Here is a 22,019-nt window from a genome sequence, read left to right on the forward strand (position 1 = left end):
AACGCGGCCGCGAGCAGCCACTGCTATTCGTTGATACGACGGGCCAGGTTGTTCGCGCTTTCTATCAGCACCCGGCGGTAGTCGTTGTAATTGTTCTTGGCGTCGGCCCGTGGGGCGACGATGCACAGGGTCGCAATGCAAATGCCGCGCTCGTCCTTCACCGGTGCGGCGAAGCAATGGGTAAAGGTGTCGGCGACACTGTCGAAGGAAAAGAACCCGTCGATGCCGGCCTGACGAATTTCCTTGAGGAAGGTTTCCAGCGGCAGGCGCTCGCCGTCGGGCAGGATGAAGTCGTCGTGATCGATCAGGTCGACAATCTCCTGATCGCTCAAATGGCTCAGCAGCAAGCGTCCGGAGGCGGTCCAGGGAATCGGCGCGTTTTCGCCGATGTCCGAAGAAATCCGGAAATGCCGTTCGCCTTCCTTCATCAGCGCAACCGTGTATTTGCGCCCGTTGAGCAGGCACATTTGTGCGGTTTCACGGGTCTGGCTGACAATCTCCTGCAACGCGTGATCGGCCTCGCGGGTCAGGTCGAAATGACGCAAGTGCGCCTGACCGAGGAAGTACAACTGGCGGCCCAGATAGACGTGACCGTCCTTGCCCACCGGCTCGAGAATCCGTCGTTCGAGCAGGGATGCAACCAGCTCATAGACCGTGGATTTTGGGCTGCCGATGCCGCTGGCGATGTCGTTGGGGCGCAACGGTTGGCCGATTTCCTTGAGGAAATCGAGGATATCGAACGCCCGGTCCAGCCCGCGAGCCCGACGCTTGATGGTGTCTTCGGTCATGTCAGTGGATTCCCATTCAAATTCGCCGGGGATATTGCCAGAACGCTGCGTTGACTGTTAGGCCGCCTTCGCGAGCAAGCTCGCTCCCACATTGGAATGCGGTCTCATGTGGGAGCGAGCTTGCTCGCGAAGAATTCAACGCGGTCTACGCCTTTTTCTTGTAGGCAACGCAATCGATCTCAACCTTGCAATCGACCATCATGTTCGCCTGCACGCAGGCCCGCGCCGGGGCGTGTTCGCTGGCGAAGTACTCGGAAAACACCTTGTTGAAACTCCAGAAATCCCGCGGGTCTTCCAGCCATACGCCGGCACGCACCACGTCTTCCAGGTCATAACCGGCCTCCTGGAGGATGGCGATCAGGTTGCGCATGGTCTGGTGAGTCTGCTCGACGATCCCACCGTTGATGATCTCGCCATTCACCGCCGGAACCTGGCCGGACACGTACAGCCAGCCATCAGCCTCGACTGCACGGGCAAAAGGACGGGGCTGGCCGCCACCGGCGGTGCTACCGGTGCCGTAACGAGTAATGCTCATGGGTGTTTCTCCTGTTAAAAAACCAAATTGAATAAAAAACTAAAAACGGGTGGTTTTGAGGAATTCCGCCAGACGCGGCGATTGCGGGCGCTCGAACAGCTCTTTGGGCGGCCCCTGCTCTTCGATACGGCCCTGATTCATGAAGACGATCTTGTCCGAGACTTCAAAGGCAAAGCGCATTTCGTGGGTAACCAGCAACATGGTCATGCCGTCCTCGGCCAGGCCTTTGATCACGTTCAACACCTCACCCACCAACTCCGGGTCCAGCGCCGAGGTCACTTCGTCGAACAGCATCAGGCTCGGGTTCATGGCAATCGCCCGGGCAATCGCTACACGCTGCTGCTGACCGCCGGACAACTGACCGGGATAGTGGTTACGCCGATCCAGCAAGCCAACACGCTCCAGCCATTTTTCAGCCAACGCGACCGCTTGATCCTTGTGCAACTTTTTGACCTTCAGCAGCCCAAGCGTGACGTTCTGCAACGCGCTCAAGTGCGGGAACAGATTGAACTGCTGAAACGCCATGCCGGTCATGGCCCGATGCTGGGCGATGACTTTTTCCGGGTGACGCACACGCTTGCCATTGACCTCGTGGTAACCAATGGACTCGCCATCGAGCATGATCTGCCCACCCTGGAACTCTTCAAGCATGTTCACGCAGCGCAACAACGTGGTCTTGCCCGAGCCGCTGGAACCGATCAGCGTGACGACGTTACCGCGCTGCATTTCCAGATCAACGCCCTTGAGTACCTCAAGCTTGCCGTATTGTTTGTGCAGCCCGCGAATGCTCAGCAATGCCTGGGCTTCGTTTGGATTGGCTGGGGTTTGAGTCGAAACTTGAGCGTGAGTCATGGCAAGGCCACCCGCTTTTCAATATGCCGGCCGAGTAACTCGATGGCGTAGTTGATGATGAAAAAGAGAAAACCGGCAAACAGGTAAAACTCCAGGGTCATGAAGGTCCGGGCGATGATCTGCTGGGTACTGAGCAGCAACTCGGCCACACCGATCACCGACAGCAAGGTCGAGGCCTTGACGATCTCGGTCGATGAGTTGACCCAGGTCGGCAAAATCTGCCGCAGTGCCTGGGGCAACAACACGTAGCTCAGGGCCTGATAAAACGTCAGGCCGATGGCCTTGCTCGCTTCCATCTGCCCGCTCGGCAGCGCCTGCAACGAACCGCGGACGATCTCCGCGACGTGAGAGCCGCAAAACAGCGTCAGGCCCAAAACACCGGCCTGAAACGCGCTGATCTGCCAGCCCAGTGCCGGCGCCATATAGAAGCAGGCCAGCACCAGCACAAACACCGGCGTGCCGCGGATCAGGTCGACGTAAAAGCGAAATGGCGCGCGCATCCAGAACTTGCCGTAGGTCAACACCAGCCCGGCGACGATGCCGATCAAGGTGCCGAGCAAAATCGCCAGCACTGAACACTGCACGCTGGTCAAAAAGCCCGACCACAACACTTCGCGAGCCACCCACAATTCGTGTAACCAACTAGGGGATTCGTACATGGGGCCTTCCTAACGGCGAATCGCCAGACGCTGCTCCAGGTAACGCAGCAGCATGGCAATGAGGTAACAGGCGGCAACATAGAGCGCTGTGGTCACCAGCCAGGTTTCGATTACCCGGTAGCTCTCGACATTGATCTTGCGCGCGTAATAGGTCAGCTCCGGTACGGCAATGGCCGCCGCCAGCGAGGTGTCCTTGAACAGCGAAATAAAGTTGTTCGACAGGGCCGGCAGCACGTTGCGCAACATCACCGGCACGGTGACGTAGGCGCGCACTTGCCACTCACCCAGACCGATCGCCAAACCGGCTTCGCGCAGGCCCTTGGGAATGCTCTGCAATCCGGCGCGAAACACTTCGGTCAGGTACGCCCCGGCATACAGCGACAGGGTGATGATGAACGACGGAATCTTGTCCAGCCGAATGCCCAGACTCGGCAAGGCGAAGTAGATCAACAGAATCAACACCAGAATCGGCGTATTGCGGATCACCGTCACATACACCGATGCCATGGCCCGCAGCGAGCGATGTTTGGACAGCAACGCAAACGCCATCATCAGGCCGATCACACAACCGATGGCGATCGACACCAGAGCCAGCTCCAGGCCCAATCCGAGCCCCGCCAGCAACGTGTCGAAATCGCGCCATACGGCGGCAAAGTTCAACTGATAGTTCATGGTCAGCAGTACCTTGAGCGGGGCGAATCAAGTCGCCCCACTCTCACCGGATCATTTGAATTCGACGGGGAAACCAATAGCGGGCGTCGGCAGCTCGACGCCAAACCACTGTTTGAAGGATGCCGCGTAGGTTGGGAACTCCACGCCGGTCATGGCTTCATGCAAGACGGTGTTGACGAAGTTCAGCCAGTCCTGATCGCCACGTTTGACCGCACACGCATAGGTTTGCGGGCTCCAGGCATAAGTCGGACTGCGATAGCGGCCAGGGTTCTGCACCATCAAGTATTTGACCGACGACTGATCAGTGGCGGCTGCGTCGGCGCGGCCGGAGTTCACCGCCTGATACATCAAATCCACGCTGTCGTACTGATCGACCTTGGCCTTGGGCAATGCCTGGTGCACCAGCTCTTCGGCGTACACGTTCTGCAACACAGCAACGGTCACGCCGTCGCCAGCGGCTTTGAGGTCTTCGATTTCCTTGTACTTGCTGTTGGCCGGCAACAGCAGGCCAACGCCTTCGCGGTAGTACGGCAAGGTGAACGCCACCTGCTGCGCACGGCTGGCGGTCACGGTGATGAACTGGCAACTCATGTCGACCTTGTCGGTCAGCAGGTTCGGAATCCGCGCATCGGACGACTGCACCACGAACTCGACCTTGGTTGGGTCATTGAACAAACCCTTGGCGACCATCCGCCCAATATCGATATCAAAACCCTGCAACTTGCCGTCCGCGCCCTGGAAATGCCACGGCGCATTGGTACTGCCCGTACCCACAATCAAATGCCCGCGCTTCAACACGCTATCGAGCTTGCTGTCCGCCGCCTGCGCGACACCCACAGCAGAGGCCCCAGCGGCGAAGAGAAAAACACACGCTTTAAACAAGGAAAGTCGGCGATGCATGGCAAGCACTCCAGGGTGATATTTATTCCGCTATACCGGAACTTGGTATGTAACAACGGAATAGACAGCAGAAAGTGTGCCACAGGTCATGGGAGAAATCCTGGAGGGATTGAAAAGTGTGTTGAATCAACGGGATGAGAACAGGCGTAGGAATGAGCGTTACTAAACGCACATTGCATGCCCGCTACCTTTGGCTACAAGGCGCGGGTAGTTGGGTCACAAATTAAGGCGCGGGTGATTCAGAAAGGTGCAATGTTACTCTTCATAAAATACAGGCCAGCGACGGACATCACCGTCTGGCTTCGTGATAAACAGCTCCCCGTTCCCTTTTTCCAACGGCAATAACGGTCACCACCAACACTTCATCCACCACCCGGTAAAGCAACCGATACCCGGCACTACGCAATTTGATCTTGTAGGCATTGTCTATCCCGCTCAGTCGATCTTCGGGGACATGGGGGTTACTGAGTCGCTCCTGAAGTTTCTTTTTAAACTGCTCCTTCAATGTGGCCCCAAGCTTGTGCCACTCCTTCCAGGCTTTATCGGAAAACTCCAGCTCATAGATCATCGAGAGAAGCCTTGATCGTCGGATCGTTCTCTCGTTCGCGGCAGAGGGCGACAAGCTCCATGTCTTCAAGACGGTCCATCATGGCTTCGTATTCTTTTGCCGGGACACAATAGAAAGCAGGTTCATTGCGATTGAGGATCGCAACCGACAGTCCACCGCCGGCAGCAACGGTGCCCATCGGATTTTTTTTCAGTTCGGAAATGCTCGCGACGACTTGCGATAGCACAATATGGGTCATGGCACTGCTCCTTTGGAGTGCTTTTAAGAGTGCTGAAAATAGCACTTCTTAGAAAACCTGGCTTCTACCCTTTGTCATAAGAGCCGGTGTCGCTTGCGGGCTATGTCATCAGGGCTTGCCCGCGAATCGAACGATCCCGCCTTACTGATTGCCCTTGATCGACGCCAACACCCGCTCGGCATTTTCCTCACAGGGCATGCCGTCGGGCCGCACCTTGATGGTATTGATGATTCCCAACAGCTTTGCCTTGCTCTGGGCCAGGTGCAGTTGCATCTCTTCAATCTGCTCGACCTTGCTTTCCAGACTGGCGAGCATCTCATCCTGCTTCCAATCGCCCTGCCCACCTGCCGGCAATAACTGTTTGAGCTCCTGCAGACTGAACCCGGCCTGCTGCGCGCACTGGATGATTTCCAGGGTTCGCAACACCTGGGGTGGATATTCGCGGTAACCATTGGTTCGCCGGTGCACCTGATGGATCAGTCCCTGAGCCTCATAAAACCTGATGCGCGAAGCGGCGAACCCGCTCAGTTGTGCCAATTCACCAATTTTCATAAAGGCCTCATTTGAACGCTTGACATTAAAGTTAACTTTAAGCTTAGCCTCTACTCTCCACTGATGAGGAGTCAAGCATGTCACCCTTCCAAGCGTTGAATTTGCCCAACGGTCAGACGATCGGCAATCGCATTGCCAAAGCAGCGATGGAGGAGAACCTTGCCGATACCGAGCAGGCGCCCTCCCCAGCCTTGATACGGCTGTATCAGGCGTGGGCCGACGGTGAGTCCGGCCTGCTACTGACCGGCAATGTGATGATCGACCGTCGCGCCATGACCGGCCCCGGTGGAGTCGCTCTGGAAGATGAAACACACCTGGACAAATTCCGCCAATGGGCCACCGTCGGCCGCGCAAAAGGCGCGCAGTTCTGGGTGCAACTCAATCATCCAGGTCGGCAAACCATGGCCAATCTCGGGCAGGAAGCCTGGGCGCCGTCCGCCGTCGCGCTGGAGTTGGGCCAGTTTTCGAAAATGTTCGCCCAACCCAAACCAATGACCGAAGACGATATTGAAGAAGTGATCCAGCGTTTCGCCACCAGCGCCTGGCTCGCCGAGAAAGCCGGTTTTACCGGTGTCGAAATTCACGCTGCCCATGGCTACCTGATCAGCCAGTTTCTCTCGCCGCTGAGCAATCGTCGGACCGACCGTTGGGGTGGCTCGCTGGAGAATCGCGCACGTTTGCTGGTGGCGGTGATCAATGCTGTTCGCCAACGGGTTTCGCCGGGGTTCTGTGTGGCGGTCAAGCTCAACTCCGCTGATTTCCAGCGCGGAGGCTTCGATGCTGACGATGCCCGTCAGGTTATCGAGTTGCTTAATCCGCTGGCGGTGGATCTGCTTGAGTTGTCCGGCGGCAGTTATGAGGCACCCGCCATGCAAGGCGAAGCCCGGGACGGCCGCACACTGGCCCGTGAGGCGTACTTCATGGAGATGGCCAGCGAGTTGGCGACGGTAGCCAGGATGCCGGTGATGGTCACCGGCGGCATCAGCCGTTTACCGATCGTTCAGCAAGTGCTGGACAGCGGCATCGCGATGGCCGGGATTGCCACGGCCCTGGCGCTGGAACCGCAATTGCCGAAACAATGGCGCAATGGCCAACACAGTCATCCTCAATTGCAACCCGTGCGCTGGAAACGCAAACCCCTGGCCTCCCTCGCGACCATGGCGATGGTGCGCTTTCAGATGCACCGCCTGAGCCGCGGCCGCACACCAAAACCGAAGGTTTCAGCGCTGTTTGCGTTGATTTTCGACCAGCTATACATCGCCAAACGCACACGTCAGTACCGCGCAGCGATGGCCAAGTAATGTTGTGTTGGACCGTTGAGCAGCGTAGCCCCCGGCACACGCAATTAACGCCCAGAGAAACGCAATCTTGAGAGCATCCGCAAATCGCCCTCAAGGTAATAGTCATCGCTCCAGCTATCGTCCACGGCCAGCGGCTGGACCTGTTTGAGCGCCAGTTGTTTCGCGAAGTAGCGAAACCGGTAATGCTCGTAAAAGCGCAGCAGTTCCAGCCCATAGCGATCGGCCAGATCGGTGTCACCACGCATGATCAGGAAGTTTTCGTCATTGCCGTTGCTGGCGGCGACGCTGAGGTTATGGCTTCCGCTAATAATCACCGGAGCATCGCTGGTGAAGTCGCTGATGATCGCTTTGGTGTGCACCAGCAGGTTGCCCTTCTGGCCTTTCAAGCCTTCCTTGAGCCAACCTTCCAGACCGGTGTTCAGTAGCGCGGTGGCCGCAAATTCGGCCGTTCGGTCGGCATGAAAACCGCTGATCCGGCTGGCGGTGTTCTGCAATCCGTAGCGCAACACATCATCGTGAGGCTGGCCGAGCAAGGCATTGAGGATCTCGTCCGGCAGCGCGAATGCCGTGACGAACAACACATCCTTCTTGGCGGCGTTGATGATGTCGACGAACTCATGCAAGTCGCCTTCGCCTGCGCGCGGCGAAAAACCGGCGAACAGTGCTTGCGCCGGGTCCATCGGATTGTTTTGCGTGAGCCATTTACGGGTGGCGCCGACATCGGCCGGCGCGTCCCAGATTTGTTCGAACACTTGCAGATAGCTGAGGCCCACACGAGCGTTGTCCAGCACATGTACCACATTGGCCTGACGATAAACGCCGTTGGGCGTGAAGTTGGTGCTGCCGCAGAGCACCGCTTCAGGCACGTATTCACCCGTCGGGTTGAGCTGGCTCAGCACGATGAATTTGTCATGGAAGATGTTATGGGTGACGCGCCCTCGTTTACTCGCTGCAGGGATTTTTTCCAGGCTCGCTTCGTTCATCGCGGTGTCGGCATCACCCGGTTGCGCGTGATACAGCACTCGGACCTTCACCCCACGGGCGAACGCGGCGTTGACCGCGTCGATGATCGACTGCAACTGGTACTCGTAGATGGCGATGTCCAGCGCCCATTGATCGTCCACGGCGCGCTCGATAAAACCCAAAAGCTCTTCCAGCAAACCGTTTTCCAGCCATTGGCGCGGCGCATCAGGCCAGGCTTCGATGGGCAGGTTCTTGTTGGCACTGAGCAGTGCGTCGAGATCGGCGAATTTACGCGAGAACGCCTGGCTGGCCGCTACCGCTCGATTGAAGATGACCCGCTGGCCCTGCGGTTGACCGTTGTCTGAGGTGACCGTCACTTCCAGCGCCTCGCCCAATTGCGGTGCATCGGCACTGCCATAGGCCGGATAAACACGGTATTGGATCGTTGTGCCTGGATTGACCGCGTAATCGGCCCAGCGAAACTTCTGCAATGGTGCGATATCGCTGGGCGTGGCGTGGTACTGAGGGAAGGTGTGGGCTTTGCCGGGGAAGGTCAGGCTGTTGAACAGAAACTGCCAGGGCTTGTCGCCTTGCTGCTTCTCGATGGCAAACCCCAGCAAGCCTTTGCGGCGGGATTCGGCGAGGTCCATGGCCAGTAACACCCCATTGGTGCCGGCATAGGCTTTGACGCGAAAGTCGTCCTGACTGTTGCTGGCGAGTACGCGCATGTTTCACTCCTTTGATTGATTGCTCAACAGCATAGGTTCTGTGGGTTACGCAGGGATCCGAATGTCGCGATTTATCTATAACCGAGGTGCTGCAATCGCGAGCAGGCTCGCTCCCACATTGGATCTGGGTTAGCCGAAAATTTCATGTACACCAAAAACTCAATGTGGGAGCGGGCTTGCTCGCGATGAGGGCGCAACAGACAGCAGAGATTTCAACCCAGCTACAAATCATCAATATGCCGATAATCCGCCTGCAACCCGTTCGCCAAAGCCTTGGCCCGCCCTAACCGAATCGGACCTCGCTCAACGTCCACCAGTAGACTTGGGCAATTAAAGATTGGCAGCGCTGGCCAGTCTTTCAAACGTCCATCAGTCAGCAACAACACTCGCTGCTGCTCAGCCGGAAAACGCTTTTGCCTGAACGCAAGCCACTGGGCCGCTTCGCCTAGAGCAGCCAGCAACGGCGTGCCACCGCCCGCGCCCAGTGCATCGAGCCAACTGCTCAATCCTTTTGAAGCCTTGAGGCCCTGCACCTGCCATTTCGGCAAGTGACCACTGGCGGTCAGCAACGCCAATCGCGCCCGTGCCCGGTAAGCGTCATCGAACAACTGCGCCAACAGCCCTTTTGCGTCGCTCAGGGCCTGATGACGGCGAGTCGAGGCCGAGGCGTCGACGATCACCAGCCACAACTCATGAGGCGAACGACTGCGCAGACGGTAAAGCAAATCCTCACGCTGACTTGGCCGACCGTTGAGCAACGTCCCCGGCCAATTGATCGAACCGCTGCGCGCCGCACGACTCTTGCCTTGCCTGCCGTTGTCCAGCCGTCCTGCTCGGGGCTTGGCATCCGCCCCCGCGTCAGATCGAGGGCGAATGCCTAGGGCTTTTTTGGCCAGCGCGGCACTTCACGTCGAGCGCCGACCGGCAGCGCTTGAGCGGGCATTTCGCCCCATTGGCCCTGGCCTTCGGCCGGGTTGGGGTTCTGTGCAGATTGAGCCTGTGGCGCGTTGGCCTGGTTTGGTGCTGGCGGCGACTGCTCGCGACGGCGATGGCGCAAGGCGAATTCGGCCACCGCGTCGATATCTTCTTCAGCAATCGCCTGCACGCCGCGCCATGCGGCATGGGCGCGAGCCGCGCGCAGCCAGACCAAATCAGCGCGCAGCCCGTCGACGCCCGCAGCAAAGCAACGCTCGGTGATCTGCGTCAGGGCCTGATCGTCGAGGGGAATGCTCGCCAAGGCCGAGCGCGCCTGCTGGCAACGTTTGCGCAGGGCGTGCTGCTGGTCTTCCCACTCGGCGCAAAACGCTTGCGGATCAGTGTCGAAGTCCAATCGGCGACGAATGATCTGGCCACGCTCGGCCGGTGGCGTCTGCCCGCTCAAGGCCACGTTCAGACCAAAACGATCGAGCAACTGCGGGCGCAATTCGCCCTCTTCCGGGTTCATGGTGCCGATCAACACGAACCGCGCCGAATGTCGATGGGAAATGCCATCACGCTCGATCAGGTTGGTGCCGCTGGCGGCCACGTCGAGTAGCAGATCAACCAAATGGTCAGGCAGCAGATTCACTTCATCGACATAGAGTACGCCGCCGTCGGCCTTGGCCAATACGCCGGGAGAAAACTGCGCCCGACCTTCGCCCAATGCGGCGTCCAGGTCCAACGTGCCGACCAGACGCTCTTCAGTGGCGCCCAACGGCAAGGTGACGAACTGCCCGCTGGCCAGCAGGTCCGCAAGACCACGGGCCAGGGTCGATTTGGCCATGCCCCGCGGACCTTCGATCAGCACGCCGCCGATCTTCGGATCGATAGCCGTCAGGCACAGCGCCAGCTTCAAGGCATCGGCACCGACCACGGCGGACAGTGGGAAATGTGGGGTGTCGCTCATGTTTGGGTCTCGGTCGTCATCTGCGGTGTCTGTTATTACGTCTTCGCGGGCAAGCCACGCTCCCACAGGTTATGCGCAAAACCTGTGGGAGCGTGGCTTGCCCGCGATCGAGGACGAAGTCCTCGCAAAACCTGTGACCGCTATTCCTCTGCAGAAACGCGTCGCAAGGCTCTACGAATCTTCTTCTATATCCAACAACAAATTCTCCAGCGCCTCGCGATACTTACCCGGTTCGCTCCACATCCCGCGCTGCTGGGCTTCGAGCATGCGCTCGGTCATGTCGCGCAAGGCATGGGGGTTGTGTTGCCGAACGAATTCGCGGGTCGACGGGTCGAGCAAATAGGCATCGGCCAGCAAGGCGTACTGGTGATCGTCGATCAACTGCGTGGTGGCGTCGAACGCGAACAGATTATCCACGGTCGCCGCCAGTTCGAAAGCACCTTTATAGCCGTGACGCTTGACCCCCTCGATCCACTTGGGATTGGCTGCGCGGGAACGGATCACCCGGTTCAGCTCTTCCTTCAACGTGCGGATCTTCGGCAGGTCAGGCTGGCTGTGGTCGCCATGGTAGCTGGCAGCTTGCTCGCCACTGAGGCTTTCCACGGCGGCGAGCATGCCGCCCTGGAACTGGTAATAGTCATTGGAGTCGAGCAAGTCGTGCTCGCGGTTGTCCTGGTTTTGCAGGACTGCCTGGACCTGACTTAAACGCTGGGCGAACTGTTCGCGCGCCGCCGTACCTTCATCGGAACCGCCATAGGCGTAACCGCCCCAGTTCAGATAAACCTCAGCCAGATCCTCGCGGCTTTGCCACAAACGACCGTCGATAGCGCCCTGCACTCCTGCGCCGTAGGCCCCGGGTTTGGCGCCGAATATCCGCCAGCCGGCCTGACGTGTTGCAGTATCCTCGTCCAGCCCGGACTGCAACAGCGCCTCCCGCTCACTGCGGACTTTGGCCGCCAGCGGGTTCATGTCATCCGGCTCGTCCAGCGCGGCCACGGCCTGCACCGCTGCGTCGAACAGACGGATCAGGTTGGCAAAGGCATCGCGGAAGAACCCGGAAACCCGCAAGGTGACGTCCACTCGCGGCCGGTCCAGCAGACTCAGCGGCAGAATCTCAAAGTCATCGACCCGCTGACTGCCGGTCGCCCACACCGGGCGCACGCCCATCAGCGCCATGGCCTGGGCAATATCGTCGCCACCGGTGCGCATGGTCGCCGTGCCCCAGACCGAAAGCCCCAGCTGACGCAAGTGGTCGCCGTGGTCCTGCAAATGCCGCTCAAGAATCAGGTTCGCCGACTGAAAGCCGATACGCCAGGCCGTGGTGGTCGGCAGGTTGCGCACATCCACCGAGAAGAAATTGCGCCCGGTGGGCAGCACGTCCAGCCGTCCGCGACTCGGTGCACCGCTGGGGCCGGCCGGGACGAAACGCCCGCTCAGCGCATCCAGCAGACCGCGCATTTCTGCCGGGCCGCAGGCGTCAAGACGCGGGGCGACGACTTCGCGCAGGCTGTCGATGATCGCCTTTACGTCAGTCCAGCCCGGTTCGTTCAATGCGTCGACGTCAGCGCTTAACGCCTGCTCGATCAACTGCGCGGCAAATAGCTCAAGACGCTCACGGCTATCGCCAGCGGTGCGCCAAAGCTCATCACTCAGTGCTTGCAGCTCAACCGGTCGCGGCCCGGTCCAGGGCTCGGCCAACGCACAGTCCAGCGGATCGAAGCCCAGTTCGAAGGCTTTGGCCAGGGCCCGCAGCACACTCGACTGCGCGCCGCGCCCGTCGCCACGGGGAATGCGCAGCAACGCCAGCAACGTATCGATGCGCAAGCGACCGGTTGGCGACTCGCCGAACACATGCAAGCCATCGCGGATCTGCGACTCTTTCAGGTCGCACAAATAAGTGTCGAGGCGCGGCAGCCAAATCGCTGCGTCAGCGTCGCTGTTGAGCTTTTCGTCCAGTTGCAGTTCGCGGTCGATGTGGGTTTCGCGCACCAGTTTCAGAATGTCGCGCTGCAACTCACGGGCGCGGCGCGGGTCAAGCAACTGCGCTTCGTAATACTCGTCGGCCAGCAGTTCGAGATTGCGCAGCGGGCCGTAGGTCTCGGCGCGGGTCAACGGCGGCATCAGGTGATCGATGATCACCGCCTGGGTGCGCCGCTTGGCCTGGGCGCCCTCACCTGGGTCGTTGACGATAAACGGATAGATATTCGGCAACGGCCCCAGCAGCGCATCCGGCCAGCAGTTTTCCGAAAGGCCAACACCCTTGCCCGGCAGCCATTCGAGGTTGCCGTGCTTGCCGACGTGAATCACCCCATGGGCGCCATAGGTTTGCCGCAACCAGAAATAGAACGCCAGATAGCCGTGAGGCGGCACCAGGTCCGGGTCGTGATAGACCGCACTCGGGTCGACCTGATAACCCCGCGCCGGTTGAATGCCAACGAAGGTCAGACCGAAGCGCAGACCGGCAATCATCATTCGCCCGCCACGGAACATCGGGTCACTTTCAGGCGTGCCCCAGCGCTCCAGCACCGCGTTGCGATTGGCTTCGGGCAAGGCGTTGAACATCAGGAAATAGTCGTCCAGTGCCAGGCTTTGCTGGCACGGTCGCTGGTCGAGGGTCTCCAGATCGTTGCTGACGCCGCCGAGCAATTGCTGAATCAGCGCTGTGCCACTTTCCGGCAAATCAGCCGGCAGCGGATAGCCTTCGGCGTGCAGCGCCCGCAGGATATTCAGCGCGGCGGCCGGGGTGTCGAGGCCCACACCATTGCCGATCCGGCCATCGCGGGTCGGGTAGTTGGCCAGAATCAGCGCGATACGTTTTTCGCTGTTCGGCACCCGCGCCAGATCAGTCCAGCGCCGCGCCAGTTCGGCAACGAAGTCCATACGCGCAGGCGCAGGTCGGTAGCAAACCACGTCGGACTGGCTGCGCTCGCTGCGCCAGGCCAGGTCCTTAAAGCTGATAGGCCGGCTGATGATGCGCCCGTCCAGTTCCGGCAAGGCGATGTGCATGGCCAGGTCTCGCGGCCCGAGGCCCTGCTCGCTGGCGCGCCAACTCGGCTCGTTGTCCTGGGCGCAGATCGCCTGGATCACCGGAATGTTGCGCCGAAACGGTCGCAGGTGCGGTGCTTCGGGGCTGGATTGGGCAAAACCGGTGGTGTTCAAAATCACCCCAGCCTCGACCTCGTCCAGCAAGTCCTCGACCACCGTCAGGCAGCCGGGCTCTTTCAAACTGGCCAGCGCAATCGGCAACGGGTTAAGCCCTGCCGCCTGCAAGCGCTGGCAGAAAACATCGATGAAACCGGTGTTCGCCGCTTGTAAGTGCGAGCGATAGAACAATACCGCCGCCACGGGCTGATCGGCGTGCCAGTCGGCCTGCCAATCGCTGAGTGCGGCATTGCTTTTGTGCGGATGGTAAATCGCCGTGCGCGGCAGGATATGCGGTTCGGCCCAAGGGTAATCGCGGCCCAGCCAACGACTGGCGAGGCACCGATACAGGTCCAGCGCATTAGCCAAACCGCCCTGACGCAGGAAGTACCAAAGCCGATCACGGTCTTCGGCAACCACCGTACTCAGGTCGCTCAGTTCAGGGTCGGGACGGTCATCGCCCGGCACCAGAATCAGCTGCACGCCCTTCTCGGCCAGTTCTACCAGACGCTCGATGCCGTAACGCCAATAGCCGATCCCGCCGTGCAGCGAAATCAGAATGACTTTGGCGTGACGCAACACCTCATCGACATACAGGTCGACCGAGGCGTGATTCTGCACCTGCATCGGGTTGGCCAGACGCAGGCTCGGATAGTCGTCCGGCAACTGCTGCGCGGCTTCGGCGAGCAGCGCCAGGCTGGAGTCACCGCTGCACAGGATCACCAGCTCGGCTGGGGTTTGTCCAAGGTCGGCAATGTTGTCATCCGACACGAAACCGCCGGGCTGGGTCCTGAGCAGGTGCATGGCTTAAACGCTGAGTGCGGCGCGCAATTGCGCTTCGATCAGAACAGCATCCAGTGCCTGGCCGATCAGCACCAGATGCGTTGCACGCGGCTCGTCGGCGCGCCAGGCACGGTCAAAATGTTTATCGAAACGCGTGCCCACGCCCTGAATCAGCAAGCGCATCGGCTTGTTCGGGACCGCGGCGAAGCCCTTGACCCGCAGGATGCCGTGCTGAACCACCAGCTGGGTCAGGACGTCCAGCAGCAGGCTTTCGTCGGCTTGGGGCAGTTCGATGGAGATGGAATCGAAGGCGTCGTGGTCATGGTCGTCATGTCCTTCACTATCGGCGTCGCCATCGTGGTGATGGTCGTGGTGGCTGTGACGGCCGTCGATGTGCTCTTCGGAGCCGGCGCCCAGGCCGATCAACACGTCCAGTGGCACACGACCACTGCTGGCTTCGATGATTTTTACCGCTGGCGGCAGTTCTTCGGCGACTTCCAGACGCACACGGGCCAGGTCTTCAGGGCTGATCAGGTCGGCTTTGTTGAGGATCACCAGGTCGGCGCTGGCCAATTGGTCGGCGAACAGCTCGTGCAGCGGCGATTCGTGGTCCAGGTTCGGGTCGAGCTTGCGCTGAGCGTCGACCTGGTCCGGGAACGCGGCGAAGGTGCCGGCGGCCACGGCCGGGCTGTCGACCACGGTGATCACCGCATCGACCGTGCAGGCACTGCGGATTTCCGGCCACTGGAAGGCTTGCACCAGCGGTTTTGGCAGGGCCAGACCAGAAGTTTCAATGAGGATGTGGTCCAGATCAGCACGACGGGCAACCAGTTCGCGCATGACCGGGAAGAATTCTTCCTGGACGGTACAGCACAGGCAACCATTGGCCAGTTCATAGACGCGGCCGCTGGCTTCTTCTTCCGTGCAACCGATGGAACATTGCTTGAGGATTTCGCCATCGATGCCCAGCTCGCCGAACTCATTGACGATGACCGCGATGCGGCGGCCCTGGGCGTTATCGAGCATGTGCCGCAGCAACGTGGTTTTGCCCGAACCGAGGAAGCCGGTAACGATGGTGACGGGAAGTTTGGCCAGTGTTTTCATCGGATGCCCTTTGGCAAGGTGGCGGGCATACGGGACGACAACCGCGAACGTGGGCGCGGAAGATTTCGCCACCGGATCACCCCGCCCGGTTGTAGTGAGAATCTGGTACGAGGCAGGTCTCCTGGCTGACGGTGTGCCGGTCTTTCGACTGGCGATTTCTACGCCTTCCCGCTCGCCCTATGGGTAGACGCCCTATAGGAAGAGTATGCAGTGGCATGGCAGAAACGGAACCGTTCACAGTTGCGGGGGCAGCCGCGGCATTGACCGCGTTCCCTTCTTAGCTTCGGCGAGAACGCCGAAGAACCTCGAAAGCGCAAGGCTACGCAGTGCCGCAAGGCGGGTCAATGTCCGCAAAGTGATTGCGATCCCCTTGTGGCGCGGGAGCAAGCTCCCTCGCCACAAGGGGCCGGCGCAATCTTGAGGTGAGAACCTTTGCCAATTGACGCCCATCCCCCGCGCATGTTCTCCTTCACACCTTGTTACGGGTGCCCTTCACAGGGTGAAACGGGAAACCGGTGCGTCATGTGCTTTACTCAAAGCCTTGATCAGTCCGGTGCTGCCCCCGCAACGGTAAGCGAGCGAAGAGTCAGATCCACTGTGCCAGCAGTTCGGCATGGGAAGGCGATTCTTGCAGGTGAAGGCAGTAGCCCAAACCCCTCGTGAGCCCGGAGACCGGCCCGCAATACTGAAATAACAAACCCGCGGTGGGCGGGCGCTGTTTGAACCTCTGCGTGCCTGTCTCGCGGGGTTTTCATGCGCTCGATTCACCCGCTGACACACCAGAGGGAAGCGCCATGTCGATCATCAGCAGCACTCGCCACGCAGGCACCACCAGCACCACCTCCACCCTGAGCCAACGGCTGATTGCCGCTATCGGCGCATCGATCCTGGGCGCGAGCCTGGTGTACTTCGCCGGTTTCTCACACATTGATGCGGTGCACAACGCGGCCCACGACACCCGTCACAGCTCCGCCTTCCCGTGTCATTGAGACCTGCCTACATGATCAAGCGTATTGCGCAAACCGCAGGTTTCACCGGGCTGCTTGCAGCCCTGTTGCTGACCCTGCTGCAAAGCTTCTGGGTCGCGCCGCTGATTCTCCAGGCGGAAACCTATGAAAAGGCCCCAGCCGCCGAAGTTCACGAACATGCTGAAGGCGCCATGGCCGGTCACACCCACGACGCCGAAGCCTGGGAGCCGGAAGACGGCTGGCAGCGCGTACTGTCGACCACCGGTGGCAATCTGGTGGTGGCGGTCGGTTTCGCCCTGATGCTCGCGGGCCTCTATACCTTGCGCGCACCGAATCGCACGTCTCAGGGTTTGCTCTGGGGCCTGGCCGGTTACGCGACTTTCGTGCTGGCGCCAACCCTGGGTTTGCCACCTGAATTGCCGGGCACCGCTGCGGCGGACCTTGCGTCACGGCAGATCTGGTGGATCGGTACAGCGTCTTCGACAGCCGTCGGCATCGCGCTGATCGTGTTCGGTAAGCACTGGCTGCTGAAGATTCTCGGCGTGGCAATTCTGGCGGTACCGCACATCATTGGCGCACCACAACCAGAAGTGCATTCCAGCCTGGCGCCGGAAGCGCTCGAAGCACAATTCAAAATCGCTTCGCAACTGACCAACGCCGCGTTCTGGCTGGCCCTGGGCCTGATCAGCGCCTGGCTGTTCCGTCGCAAAAGCGAAGGCCCATACCGCGCATGACCGACATCAGCACAGCGCCGCCCCTGGTGGTCGGCCTGGGCTGCCAGCGTGGCTGCCCCGCCAGCACGCTACGGGCGCTGCTCGATCAGGCTTTGCAGGCCCATCACATTGAGCTTCGAGCGATCCGGGCCCTGGCCAGTATCGACCTGAAACGCGATGAACCTGGCCTACTCGAACTGGCCGAGCAATTGGCGCTGCCGCTGACGTTCTTCAGTAGCACGCAACTCGCTGCCTACGAACCCCGACTCAGTCACCGCTCAGAGATCGCCTTTGAACGCACGGGTTGCTACGGTGTGGCCGAAAGCACTGCTTTAGCTCTCGCCGAACAGCTGACGCCAAACCCCGCCAAACTGCTGATCACGCGACAAAAATACGCCCAGGCCACCCTTGCATTGGCGTCTGCGCCGTAAAACCCCCGATAATCTCCACCCTTGATCATGAGCAATCTTCATCTGAAGCGTTGCCAACACGACTTTGCACAGGAAACAGCCATGACCGTCTACTTTATCGGCGCAGGCCCCGGCGACCCGGAGCTGATCACCGTCAAAGGCCAGCGGCTGATCCGCAGTTGCCCGGTCATCATCTATGCAGGCTCCTTGGTGCCCGCTGCTGTGCTTGAAGGCCACCAGGCAGAACGGGTGGTCAACAGCGCCGAGCTGCACCTGGAACAGATCATCGAACTGATCAAGACTGCCCACGACAACGGCCAGGACGTGGCCCGGGTGCATTCCGGTGACCCGAGCCTGTACGGCGCGATTGGCGAGCAGATTCGCTATTTGCGCGAGCTGAATATTCCTTTTGAAATCATCCCCGGCGTAACTGCTACGGCCGCCTGCGCAGCCCTGCTGGGCGCGGAGCTGACGCTGCCGGACGTGTCCCAGAGCGTGATTCTGACCCGCTACGCCGACAAAACCGCGATGCCGCCCGGGGAAGAACTCGGCAGCCTGGCACAGCACGGGGCCACCATGGCGATTCATCTGGGGGTCAATCATCTGGAAAAGATCCTCGCCGAGCTGGTCCCGCACTACGGCGTGGACTGCCCGATCGCGGTGATTCATCGCGCCACCTGGCCGGATCAGGATTGGGTGGTGGGTACGCTGGCGGATATCGCTGAAAAGGTTCAGGCAAAGGGATTTCGCCGTACGGCGCTAATTCTGGTGGGCCGAGTGTTGGCCAGTGACAATTTCAGCGAGTCGTCGTTGTATCGCGCCGGGCATGCGCATTTGTACAGGCCTTAGGACGCCATCGCGGGCAAGCTCGGCTCCCACAGGAGTACGCGGTCAAATGTGGGAGCGTGGCTTGCCCGCGATCGAGGACGAAGTCCTCGCAATCCAGCGAATGCGTTTTACCTGACAAACCGCAGTTGCAGATTTTAGGGCTGCTTCGCACCCCAGCGGGAGCAAACGGAACGCCGCCCGGCCACTCGCCACAGGGTTCAGTGCAGTCTGGCTTTCACCCATAAAAAAACGGCGCTCACGGGCGCCGTTTTTTCTGTTTGCAGCGAACGCCTTAGTAGTAGGCGTTTTCTTTCTGCGTGTGGTCGGTGACGTCACGTACACCTTTGAGCTCGGGAATACGCTCAAGCAACGTGCGCTCGATGCCTTCCCTCAAGGTCACGTCAGCCTGGCCGCAGCCTTGGCAGCCGCCGCCGAACTTCAACACAGCAATACCGTCTTCAACCACATCGATCAGGCTGACCTGACCGCCGTGGCTGGCCAGCCCCGGGTTGATTTCGGTTTGCAGGTAATAGTTGATGCGCTCGTTGACCGGGCTGTCAGCGTTGACCATCGGAACTTTGGCGTTTGGCGCCTTGATGGTCAGTTGGCCACCCATACGATCGGTGGCGTAATCAACCACGGCATCGTCCAGGAAGGCTTCGCTGAAGGAATCGATATACGCGGTGAAGCTTTTGAGCCCCAGCGCGGTATCTTCCGGTTTTTCTTCGCCCGGCTTGCAGTAGGCAATGCAGGTTTCGGCATATTGGGTGCCAGGCTGGGTAATAAAGACTCGGATGCCAATCCCTGGGGTGTTCTGCTTGGAGAGCAGATCGGCCAGATAATCGTGGGCGGCGTCGGTAATGGTTATGGCGGTCATGGAAACTCCTCGCAGGCTTGGGCGCAGTTTACGCCAATCATCGCGCCGGACAAAGTCCTAGTATTTAAGTCGGGAAAGAACCGGCCGCCGTCAGGGCTGCCAGCGAATCGATTACAGATTTTCGTAGCGGTTCATGTCCAGCACGCCCGCCTCCACCGGCTCGGTCTCACGGATGTATTCGGTCAGGTCATGGAAGTACTGCCAGAACTGCGGATGGCTGCGACGGATGCCCCAGCGGTCGACAATTTTCTCGAAGTGATCGGCGTCCTTGGCGTTCTCCATCCGCGCAACGAACTCAGGGACCTGCTCGGCAGGAATGTTGAAGATGAAATTCGGGTAGCTGCTGAGCACGCCCGGGTAGAGGGTCAATGTGTCCAGCCCCGGTTGATAACGCAGCGATTCACCGAGCAGGAACGCCACATTGCTGTGGGCGCGGTTGCGCAGCAGGCTGTAGATTTCGCGTTTGCCGCTTTGGGTCTCGATGCGCAGCATCGTGGCTTCTGGTAACTGATCGATGACATTGAGCCCGGCGGCCGGGCGCGAAGTCAGGCGGCTCAAGGCCTGCTCGGCGTCTTGCAGGGCCGGATCGATGTTCGGTCGCGAGCAGTACGCCCCGTCACAGCGATTGATCGGGTCAGGCCTGGCGTTCAAGTCACCGTAACGCACCAGCAGCTGGTTGGCGAAATCGCGTTTCGGGTCTTTCTCATCCAGTTTCAGTGCGGTGGGCTTGTCGTTGTCGATGCTTTCATAGTCCAGCCACATCTTGACCTTGCCACTGCTCTGGTACCAATCGTCGAGGTAACCGGCCCGGGAATCGGCCGGCATCAGGCGCAAAAAGTTCTGCTCGGCGCCGTTGCGGATCAGGTCGAAATACAGGCGAGTCTGGGCCTGATGGGACACGTTACCGAACACATCGAAGTTGACCGCCAACTGGTAATACGTGCGCTCCAGCAGCGGATAGTCGAACAGCCATATGGTTTGCGGCACGTCACCGATCAGGCCTTTATTCACCGAGGCGCTGTCGAAGTGGCGGAAGATGCTCAGCAAAGCGTTGTCATTGCCAGCCCACAGGGTCGACCAGCTCGGTGCCGGCGCTTCGGCGTAGGTGTCCCGGCGCAGGGCTTCGTATTCGTTGCGCTTGTCACGATAGTCATGCCACAAGGTCAAAACGCTGCCGACATCGTCATTCTGCCCTGGCGTCGCCAGCAACGGCGTTGCCTTGCCACGGTAGGCGGGATCAGTGATGTACAGGTCATGTTCCGGCGCCTGGAACATGGCCCAGAAGTTGTCGCGAATCACATCGGTGGCAATCTGCCCGCGGCAGACCGGGCCACGAATAAAGGTTCGCACGAAGTATTCGGCGTTATCGAGCATGAACTGATAACGCGCCTGCGCCGGAATCGCCTGGAAAGTATCAAACGGGTTGGCCCTGCGCTCCGGCCCGTAACCCGGTAACGCATTGACCTGCCAGTTACCGCTGTAAAACAGGGTTTTGATCCGCGCCAACTTCGCCGCGCTCAGCCCAAAGGTGATATGAGTTTTGTGCACGATCACGCCCTGCACCGGCCACAAGCGGTAATACACCTGCGTGCCCGGGTCGTCGTTCGGACGACGGGTGGCGATCAGATCAATCGGCTGCCCCGGCGGCGTACGCGAGCGCACCCATTGGAAGAAATGCCCCGGCTCGCCGTTCTTGAAATAGAGGTGAGCGAGAAACCAATGCTCGAACAGCCAGCGGCCGACCAGGCTTTGCCGGGCACCAGGGGCATTGAGCAGGTTTTCCCATTGAACGATCTGCAACGCTTCCTGGGCGCTGGGAACCAGACCTTGCTCGTCGATGGGCGCTCCGGACGCCAACCAGCGTTGCAGGGTTTGGTATTGCTGATCGGTCAGGCCCGTCACGGCCAGCGGCATGCCCTCTTTCGGATGAGCGTCGGCGTAACCATCGAACTCGCCCGGCATGGGGCACATGTTCTCGCGGTTGAGCCCCAACACGATTTCGTCGGGCAACCTGGCGTTGGGTTGTAACGGGGTTTTGTGTCCCAGCTCGAGCATCCGCGCCATCAGCGCCGCCTGACTGCCTTGAGCGTCGAGCACCGAATAGAAATCCTTGCGCTGCCAGGCCGTTTTGCCAAAGGCGTCGTAGAACAACCTCGTCGGTGGTGAGGCCTTGCTGCGTTGGCCGTCATAGACCGGGGTTTTCGTCGCGCCCCGCGCCGCGCCTTCGCCACTGCCCAGGTTGAGCTGACAGGCGGCGTCATAGCAGGCATGGCAGGCCACGCATTTTTCGGTAAAGATCGGTTGAATGTCGCGGGTGTAGGAAATCGTCGGCGCCGGACCTTGCGCTATTGCAGCACAACTTAAAAGCAGCAACACACTGCTGATGACAACGCGATAGAACATGTCCCGGGTCCCGATGATAGAAAAACGTCGCGATTCTACCGTTCTAGCCCCACCCCCAACATGAGCGATATTCATGCAAAAGCCTGTCATGCTCTAAAAGCGCACAGGTTTGCTATCATCGCGCCTCTTTGTATTGGCCTTTCCAGGTAGT

Annotated in this window: 21 protein-coding genes and 2 riboswitches; of the genes, 5 read left to right on the forward strand and 16 right to left on the reverse strand. The window is 59.9% G+C overall.

The annotated features are described in order from the left end of the window. Positions 1-23: 23 nt before the first annotated feature. The 9 genes from ACN1C3_RS03035 to ACN1C3_RS03075 form a co-directional block, all read right to left on the reverse strand. Positions 24-788, reverse strand: a complete 765-nt coding sequence (locus ACN1C3_RS03035; RefSeq protein ID WP_419114309.1) for an IclR family transcriptional regulator — start codon at positions 786-788, stop codon at positions 24-26. A 145-nt stretch (positions 789-933) separates the two neighbouring features. Next, a complete protein-coding gene (locus ACN1C3_RS03040; RefSeq protein WP_419114310.1) occupies positions 934-1,323 on the reverse strand; it encodes a RidA family protein in 390 nt (129 codons plus the stop codon). 39 nt (positions 1,324-1,362) lie between these two features. Beyond that, positions 1,363-2,175 (reverse strand): amino acid ABC transporter ATP-binding protein, encoded by an 813-nt coding sequence (locus ACN1C3_RS03045; RefSeq protein WP_419114311.1) that lies wholly within the window; start codon positions 2,173-2,175, stop codon positions 1,363-1,365. Beyond that, positions 2,172-2,834 carry an amino acid ABC transporter permease gene (locus tag ACN1C3_RS03050; protein ID WP_419114312.1) on the reverse strand — a complete coding sequence of 221 codons (663 nt, stop codon included), beginning with the start codon at positions 2,832-2,834 and terminating at the stop codon, positions 2,172-2,174. Before ACN1C3_RS03050 ends, ACN1C3_RS03045 begins: the two co-directional genes overlap by 4 nt. Positions 2,835-2,843: 9 nt before the next feature. Further along, a complete protein-coding gene (locus ACN1C3_RS03055) occupies positions 2,844-3,506 on the reverse strand; it encodes an amino acid ABC transporter permease (RefSeq protein ID WP_419114313.1) in 663 nt (220 codons plus the stop codon). Positions 3,507-3,557: 51 nt separating this feature from the next. Beyond that, on the reverse strand, positions 3,558-4,406 hold the full coding sequence (locus ACN1C3_RS03060) for a transporter substrate-binding domain-containing protein (RefSeq protein ID WP_419114314.1): 849 nt from the start codon (positions 4,404-4,406) through the stop codon (positions 3,558-3,560). Positions 4,407-4,695: 289 nt separating this feature from the next. After that, a complete protein-coding gene (locus ACN1C3_RS03065) occupies positions 4,696-4,974 on the reverse strand; it encodes a type II toxin-antitoxin system RelE family toxin (RefSeq protein WP_419114315.1) in 279 nt (92 codons plus the stop codon). Continuing rightward, positions 4,964-5,212, reverse strand: coding sequence for a type II toxin-antitoxin system Phd/YefM family antitoxin (locus tag ACN1C3_RS03070; protein ID WP_419114316.1), 249 nt, complete (start codon positions 5,210-5,212; stop codon positions 4,964-4,966). Before ACN1C3_RS03070 ends, ACN1C3_RS03065 begins: the two co-directional genes overlap by 11 nt. 141 nt (positions 5,213-5,353) lie before the next feature. Then, on the reverse strand, positions 5,354-5,764 hold the full coding sequence (locus tag ACN1C3_RS03075; protein WP_419114317.1) for a MerR family transcriptional regulator: 411 nt from the start codon (positions 5,762-5,764) through the stop codon (positions 5,354-5,356). A gap of 77 nt (positions 5,765-5,841) precedes the next feature. Between ACN1C3_RS03075 and ACN1C3_RS03080 the strand changes: the two genes are divergently transcribed. Next, on the forward strand, positions 5,842-7,065 hold the full coding sequence (locus ACN1C3_RS03080; RefSeq protein ID WP_419114318.1) for an NADH:flavin oxidoreductase/NADH oxidase family protein: 1,224 nt from the start codon (positions 5,842-5,844) through the stop codon (positions 7,063-7,065). Positions 7,066-7,109: 44 nt separating this feature from the next. Here ACN1C3_RS03080 and ACN1C3_RS03085 read toward each other — a convergent pair whose 3' ends face one another. The 5 genes from ACN1C3_RS03085 to cobW form a co-directional block, all read right to left on the reverse strand. Continuing rightward, the gene (locus tag ACN1C3_RS03085; RefSeq protein ID WP_419114319.1) at positions 7,110-8,756 is read right to left on the reverse strand and encodes a phospholipase D-like domain-containing protein; all 1,647 of its coding nucleotides are present in this window, start codon (positions 8,754-8,756) and stop codon (positions 7,110-7,112) included. A 221-nt stretch (positions 8,757-8,977) separates the two neighbouring features. Next, entirely contained in the window at positions 8,978-9,652 is a 675-nt protein-coding gene (locus ACN1C3_RS03090) for a vWA domain-containing protein (RefSeq protein WP_419114574.1), read from the reverse strand. Further along, positions 9,634-10,641, reverse strand: a complete 1,008-nt coding sequence (locus ACN1C3_RS03095) for an ATP-binding protein (RefSeq protein WP_419114320.1) — start codon at positions 10,639-10,641, stop codon at positions 9,634-9,636. Before ACN1C3_RS03095 ends, ACN1C3_RS03090 begins: the two co-directional genes overlap by 19 nt. A gap of 171 nt (positions 10,642-10,812) precedes the next feature. After that, positions 10,813-14,586, reverse strand: a complete 3,774-nt coding sequence (gene cobN, locus ACN1C3_RS03100) for a cobaltochelatase subunit CobN (RefSeq protein ID WP_419114321.1) — start codon at positions 14,584-14,586, stop codon at positions 10,813-10,815. 3 nt (positions 14,587-14,589) lie between these two features. Continuing rightward, positions 14,590-15,669 carry a cobalamin biosynthesis protein CobW gene (gene cobW, locus ACN1C3_RS03105; protein WP_419114322.1) on the reverse strand — a complete coding sequence of 360 codons (1,080 nt, stop codon included), beginning with the start codon at positions 15,667-15,669 and terminating at the stop codon, positions 14,590-14,592. 93 nt (positions 15,670-15,762) lie between these two features. After that, positions 15,763-15,992: riboswitch (cobalamin riboswitch) on the reverse strand. 143 nt (positions 15,993-16,135) lie between these two features. Then, a riboswitch (cobalamin riboswitch) is annotated at positions 16,136-16,365 on the forward strand. A 98-nt stretch (positions 16,366-16,463) separates the two neighbouring features. Between cobW and ACN1C3_RS03110 the strand changes: the two genes are divergently transcribed. The 4 genes from ACN1C3_RS03110 to cobM all read left to right on the forward strand — a co-directional run bounded on the left by ACN1C3_RS03110 (position 16,464) and on the right by cobM (position 18,609). After that, on the forward strand, positions 16,464-16,658 hold the full coding sequence (locus ACN1C3_RS03110) for a CbtB domain-containing protein (RefSeq protein ID WP_419114323.1): 195 nt from the start codon (positions 16,464-16,466) through the stop codon (positions 16,656-16,658). 11 nt (positions 16,659-16,669) lie between these two features. Beyond that, positions 16,670-17,371, forward strand: coding sequence for a CbtA family protein (locus ACN1C3_RS03115; RefSeq protein ID WP_419114324.1), 702 nt, complete (start codon positions 16,670-16,672; stop codon positions 17,369-17,371). Beyond that, on the forward strand, positions 17,368-17,781 hold the full coding sequence (locus ACN1C3_RS03120) for a cobalamin biosynthesis protein (protein WP_419114325.1): 414 nt from the start codon (positions 17,368-17,370) through the stop codon (positions 17,779-17,781). Before ACN1C3_RS03115 ends, ACN1C3_RS03120 begins: the two co-directional genes overlap by 4 nt. Before the next feature lie 81 nt (positions 17,782-17,862). Further along, positions 17,863-18,609 carry a precorrin-4 C(11)-methyltransferase gene (cobM, locus tag ACN1C3_RS03125; protein WP_419114326.1) on the forward strand — a complete coding sequence of 249 codons (747 nt, stop codon included), beginning with the start codon at positions 17,863-17,865 and terminating at the stop codon, positions 18,607-18,609. A gap of 271 nt (positions 18,610-18,880) precedes the next feature. On the opposite strand, the gene nfuA is transcribed toward cobM, so the two are convergent. Together nfuA and ACN1C3_RS03135 are read right to left on the reverse strand one after the other, a co-directional pair. Further along, on the reverse strand, positions 18,881-19,465 hold the full coding sequence (gene nfuA / locus ACN1C3_RS03130; protein ID WP_007898222.1) for a Fe-S biogenesis protein NfuA: 585 nt from the start codon (positions 19,463-19,465) through the stop codon (positions 18,881-18,883). Between the two features lie 111 nt (positions 19,466-19,576). After that, positions 19,577-21,868 carry a fatty acid cis/trans isomerase gene (locus tag ACN1C3_RS03135; RefSeq protein ID WP_419114327.1) on the reverse strand — a complete coding sequence of 764 codons (2,292 nt, stop codon included), beginning with the start codon at positions 21,866-21,868 and terminating at the stop codon, positions 19,577-19,579. Positions 21,869-22,019 lie beyond the last annotated feature (151 nt).

It is taken from the genome of Pseudomonas sp. H11T01 (assembly GCF_048515765.1).
Classification (GTDB): Bacteria; Pseudomonadota; Gammaproteobacteria; order Pseudomonadales; family Pseudomonadaceae; genus Aquipseudomonas.

Bases quoted from the DNA above. Each gene is read 5' to 3' on its own strand.
- ACN1C3_RS03040 (WP_419114310.1), bottom strand. From the start codon at position 1,323: ATGAGCATTACTCGTTACGGCACCGGTAGCACCGCCGGTGGCGGCCAG.
- cobM (WP_419114326.1), top strand. From the start codon at position 17,863: ATGACCGTCTACTTTATCGGCGCAGGCCCCGGCGACCCGGAGCTGATC.
- ACN1C3_RS03135 (WP_419114327.1), bottom strand. From the start codon at position 21,868: ATGTTCTATCGCGTTGTCATCAGCAGTGTGTTGCTGCTTTTAAGTTGT.
- ACN1C3_RS03075 (WP_419114317.1), bottom strand. From the start codon at position 5,764: ATGAAAATTGGTGAATTGGCACAACTGAGCGGGTTCGCCGCTTCGCGC.
- ACN1C3_RS03120 (WP_419114325.1), top strand. From the start codon at position 17,368: ATGACCGACATCAGCACAGCGCCGCCCCTGGTGGTCGGCCTGGGCTGC.
- ACN1C3_RS03065 (WP_419114315.1), bottom strand. From the start codon at position 4,974: ATGATCTATGAGCTGGAGTTTTCCGATAAAGCCTGGAAGGAGTGGCAC.
- ACN1C3_RS03050 (WP_419114312.1), bottom strand. From the start codon at position 2,834: ATGTACGAATCCCCTAGTTGGTTACACGAATTGTGGGTGGCTCGCGAA.
- nfuA (WP_007898222.1), bottom strand. From the start codon at position 19,465: ATGACCGCCATAACCATTACCGACGCCGCCCACGATTATCTGGCCGAT.
- ACN1C3_RS03080 (WP_419114318.1), top strand. From the start codon at position 5,842: ATGTCACCCTTCCAAGCGTTGAATTTGCCCAACGGTCAGACGATCGGC.
- ACN1C3_RS03115 (WP_419114324.1), top strand. From the start codon at position 16,670: ATGATCAAGCGTATTGCGCAAACCGCAGGTTTCACCGGGCTGCTTGCA.
- ACN1C3_RS03070 (WP_419114316.1), bottom strand. From the start codon at position 5,212: ATGACCCATATTGTGCTATCGCAAGTCGTCGCGAGCATTTCCGAACTG.
- ACN1C3_RS03060 (WP_419114314.1), bottom strand. From the start codon at position 4,406: ATGCATCGCCGACTTTCCTTGTTTAAAGCGTGTGTTTTTCTCTTCGCC.
- ACN1C3_RS03095 (WP_419114320.1), bottom strand. From the start codon at position 10,641: ATGAGCGACACCCCACATTTCCCACTGTCCGCCGTGGTCGGTGCCGAT.
- cobN (WP_419114321.1), bottom strand. From the start codon at position 14,586: ATGCACCTGCTCAGGACCCAGCCCGGCGGTTTCGTGTCGGATGACAAC.
- ACN1C3_RS03035 (WP_419114309.1), bottom strand. From the start codon at position 788: ATGACCGAAGACACCATCAAGCGTCGGGCTCGCGGGCTGGACCGGGCG.
- ACN1C3_RS03085 (WP_419114319.1), bottom strand. From the start codon at position 8,756: ATGCGCGTACTCGCCAGCAACAGTCAGGACGACTTTCGCGTCAAAGCC.
- ACN1C3_RS03055 (WP_419114313.1), bottom strand. From the start codon at position 3,506: ATGAACTATCAGTTGAACTTTGCCGCCGTATGGCGCGATTTCGACACG.
- ACN1C3_RS03045 (WP_419114311.1), bottom strand. From the start codon at position 2,175: ATGACTCACGCTCAAGTTTCGACTCAAACCCCAGCCAATCCAAACGAA.
- ACN1C3_RS03110 (WP_419114323.1), top strand. From the start codon at position 16,464: ATGTCGATCATCAGCAGCACTCGCCACGCAGGCACCACCAGCACCACC.
- cobW (WP_419114322.1), bottom strand. From the start codon at position 15,669: ATGAAAACACTGGCCAAACTTCCCGTCACCATCGTTACCGGCTTCCTC.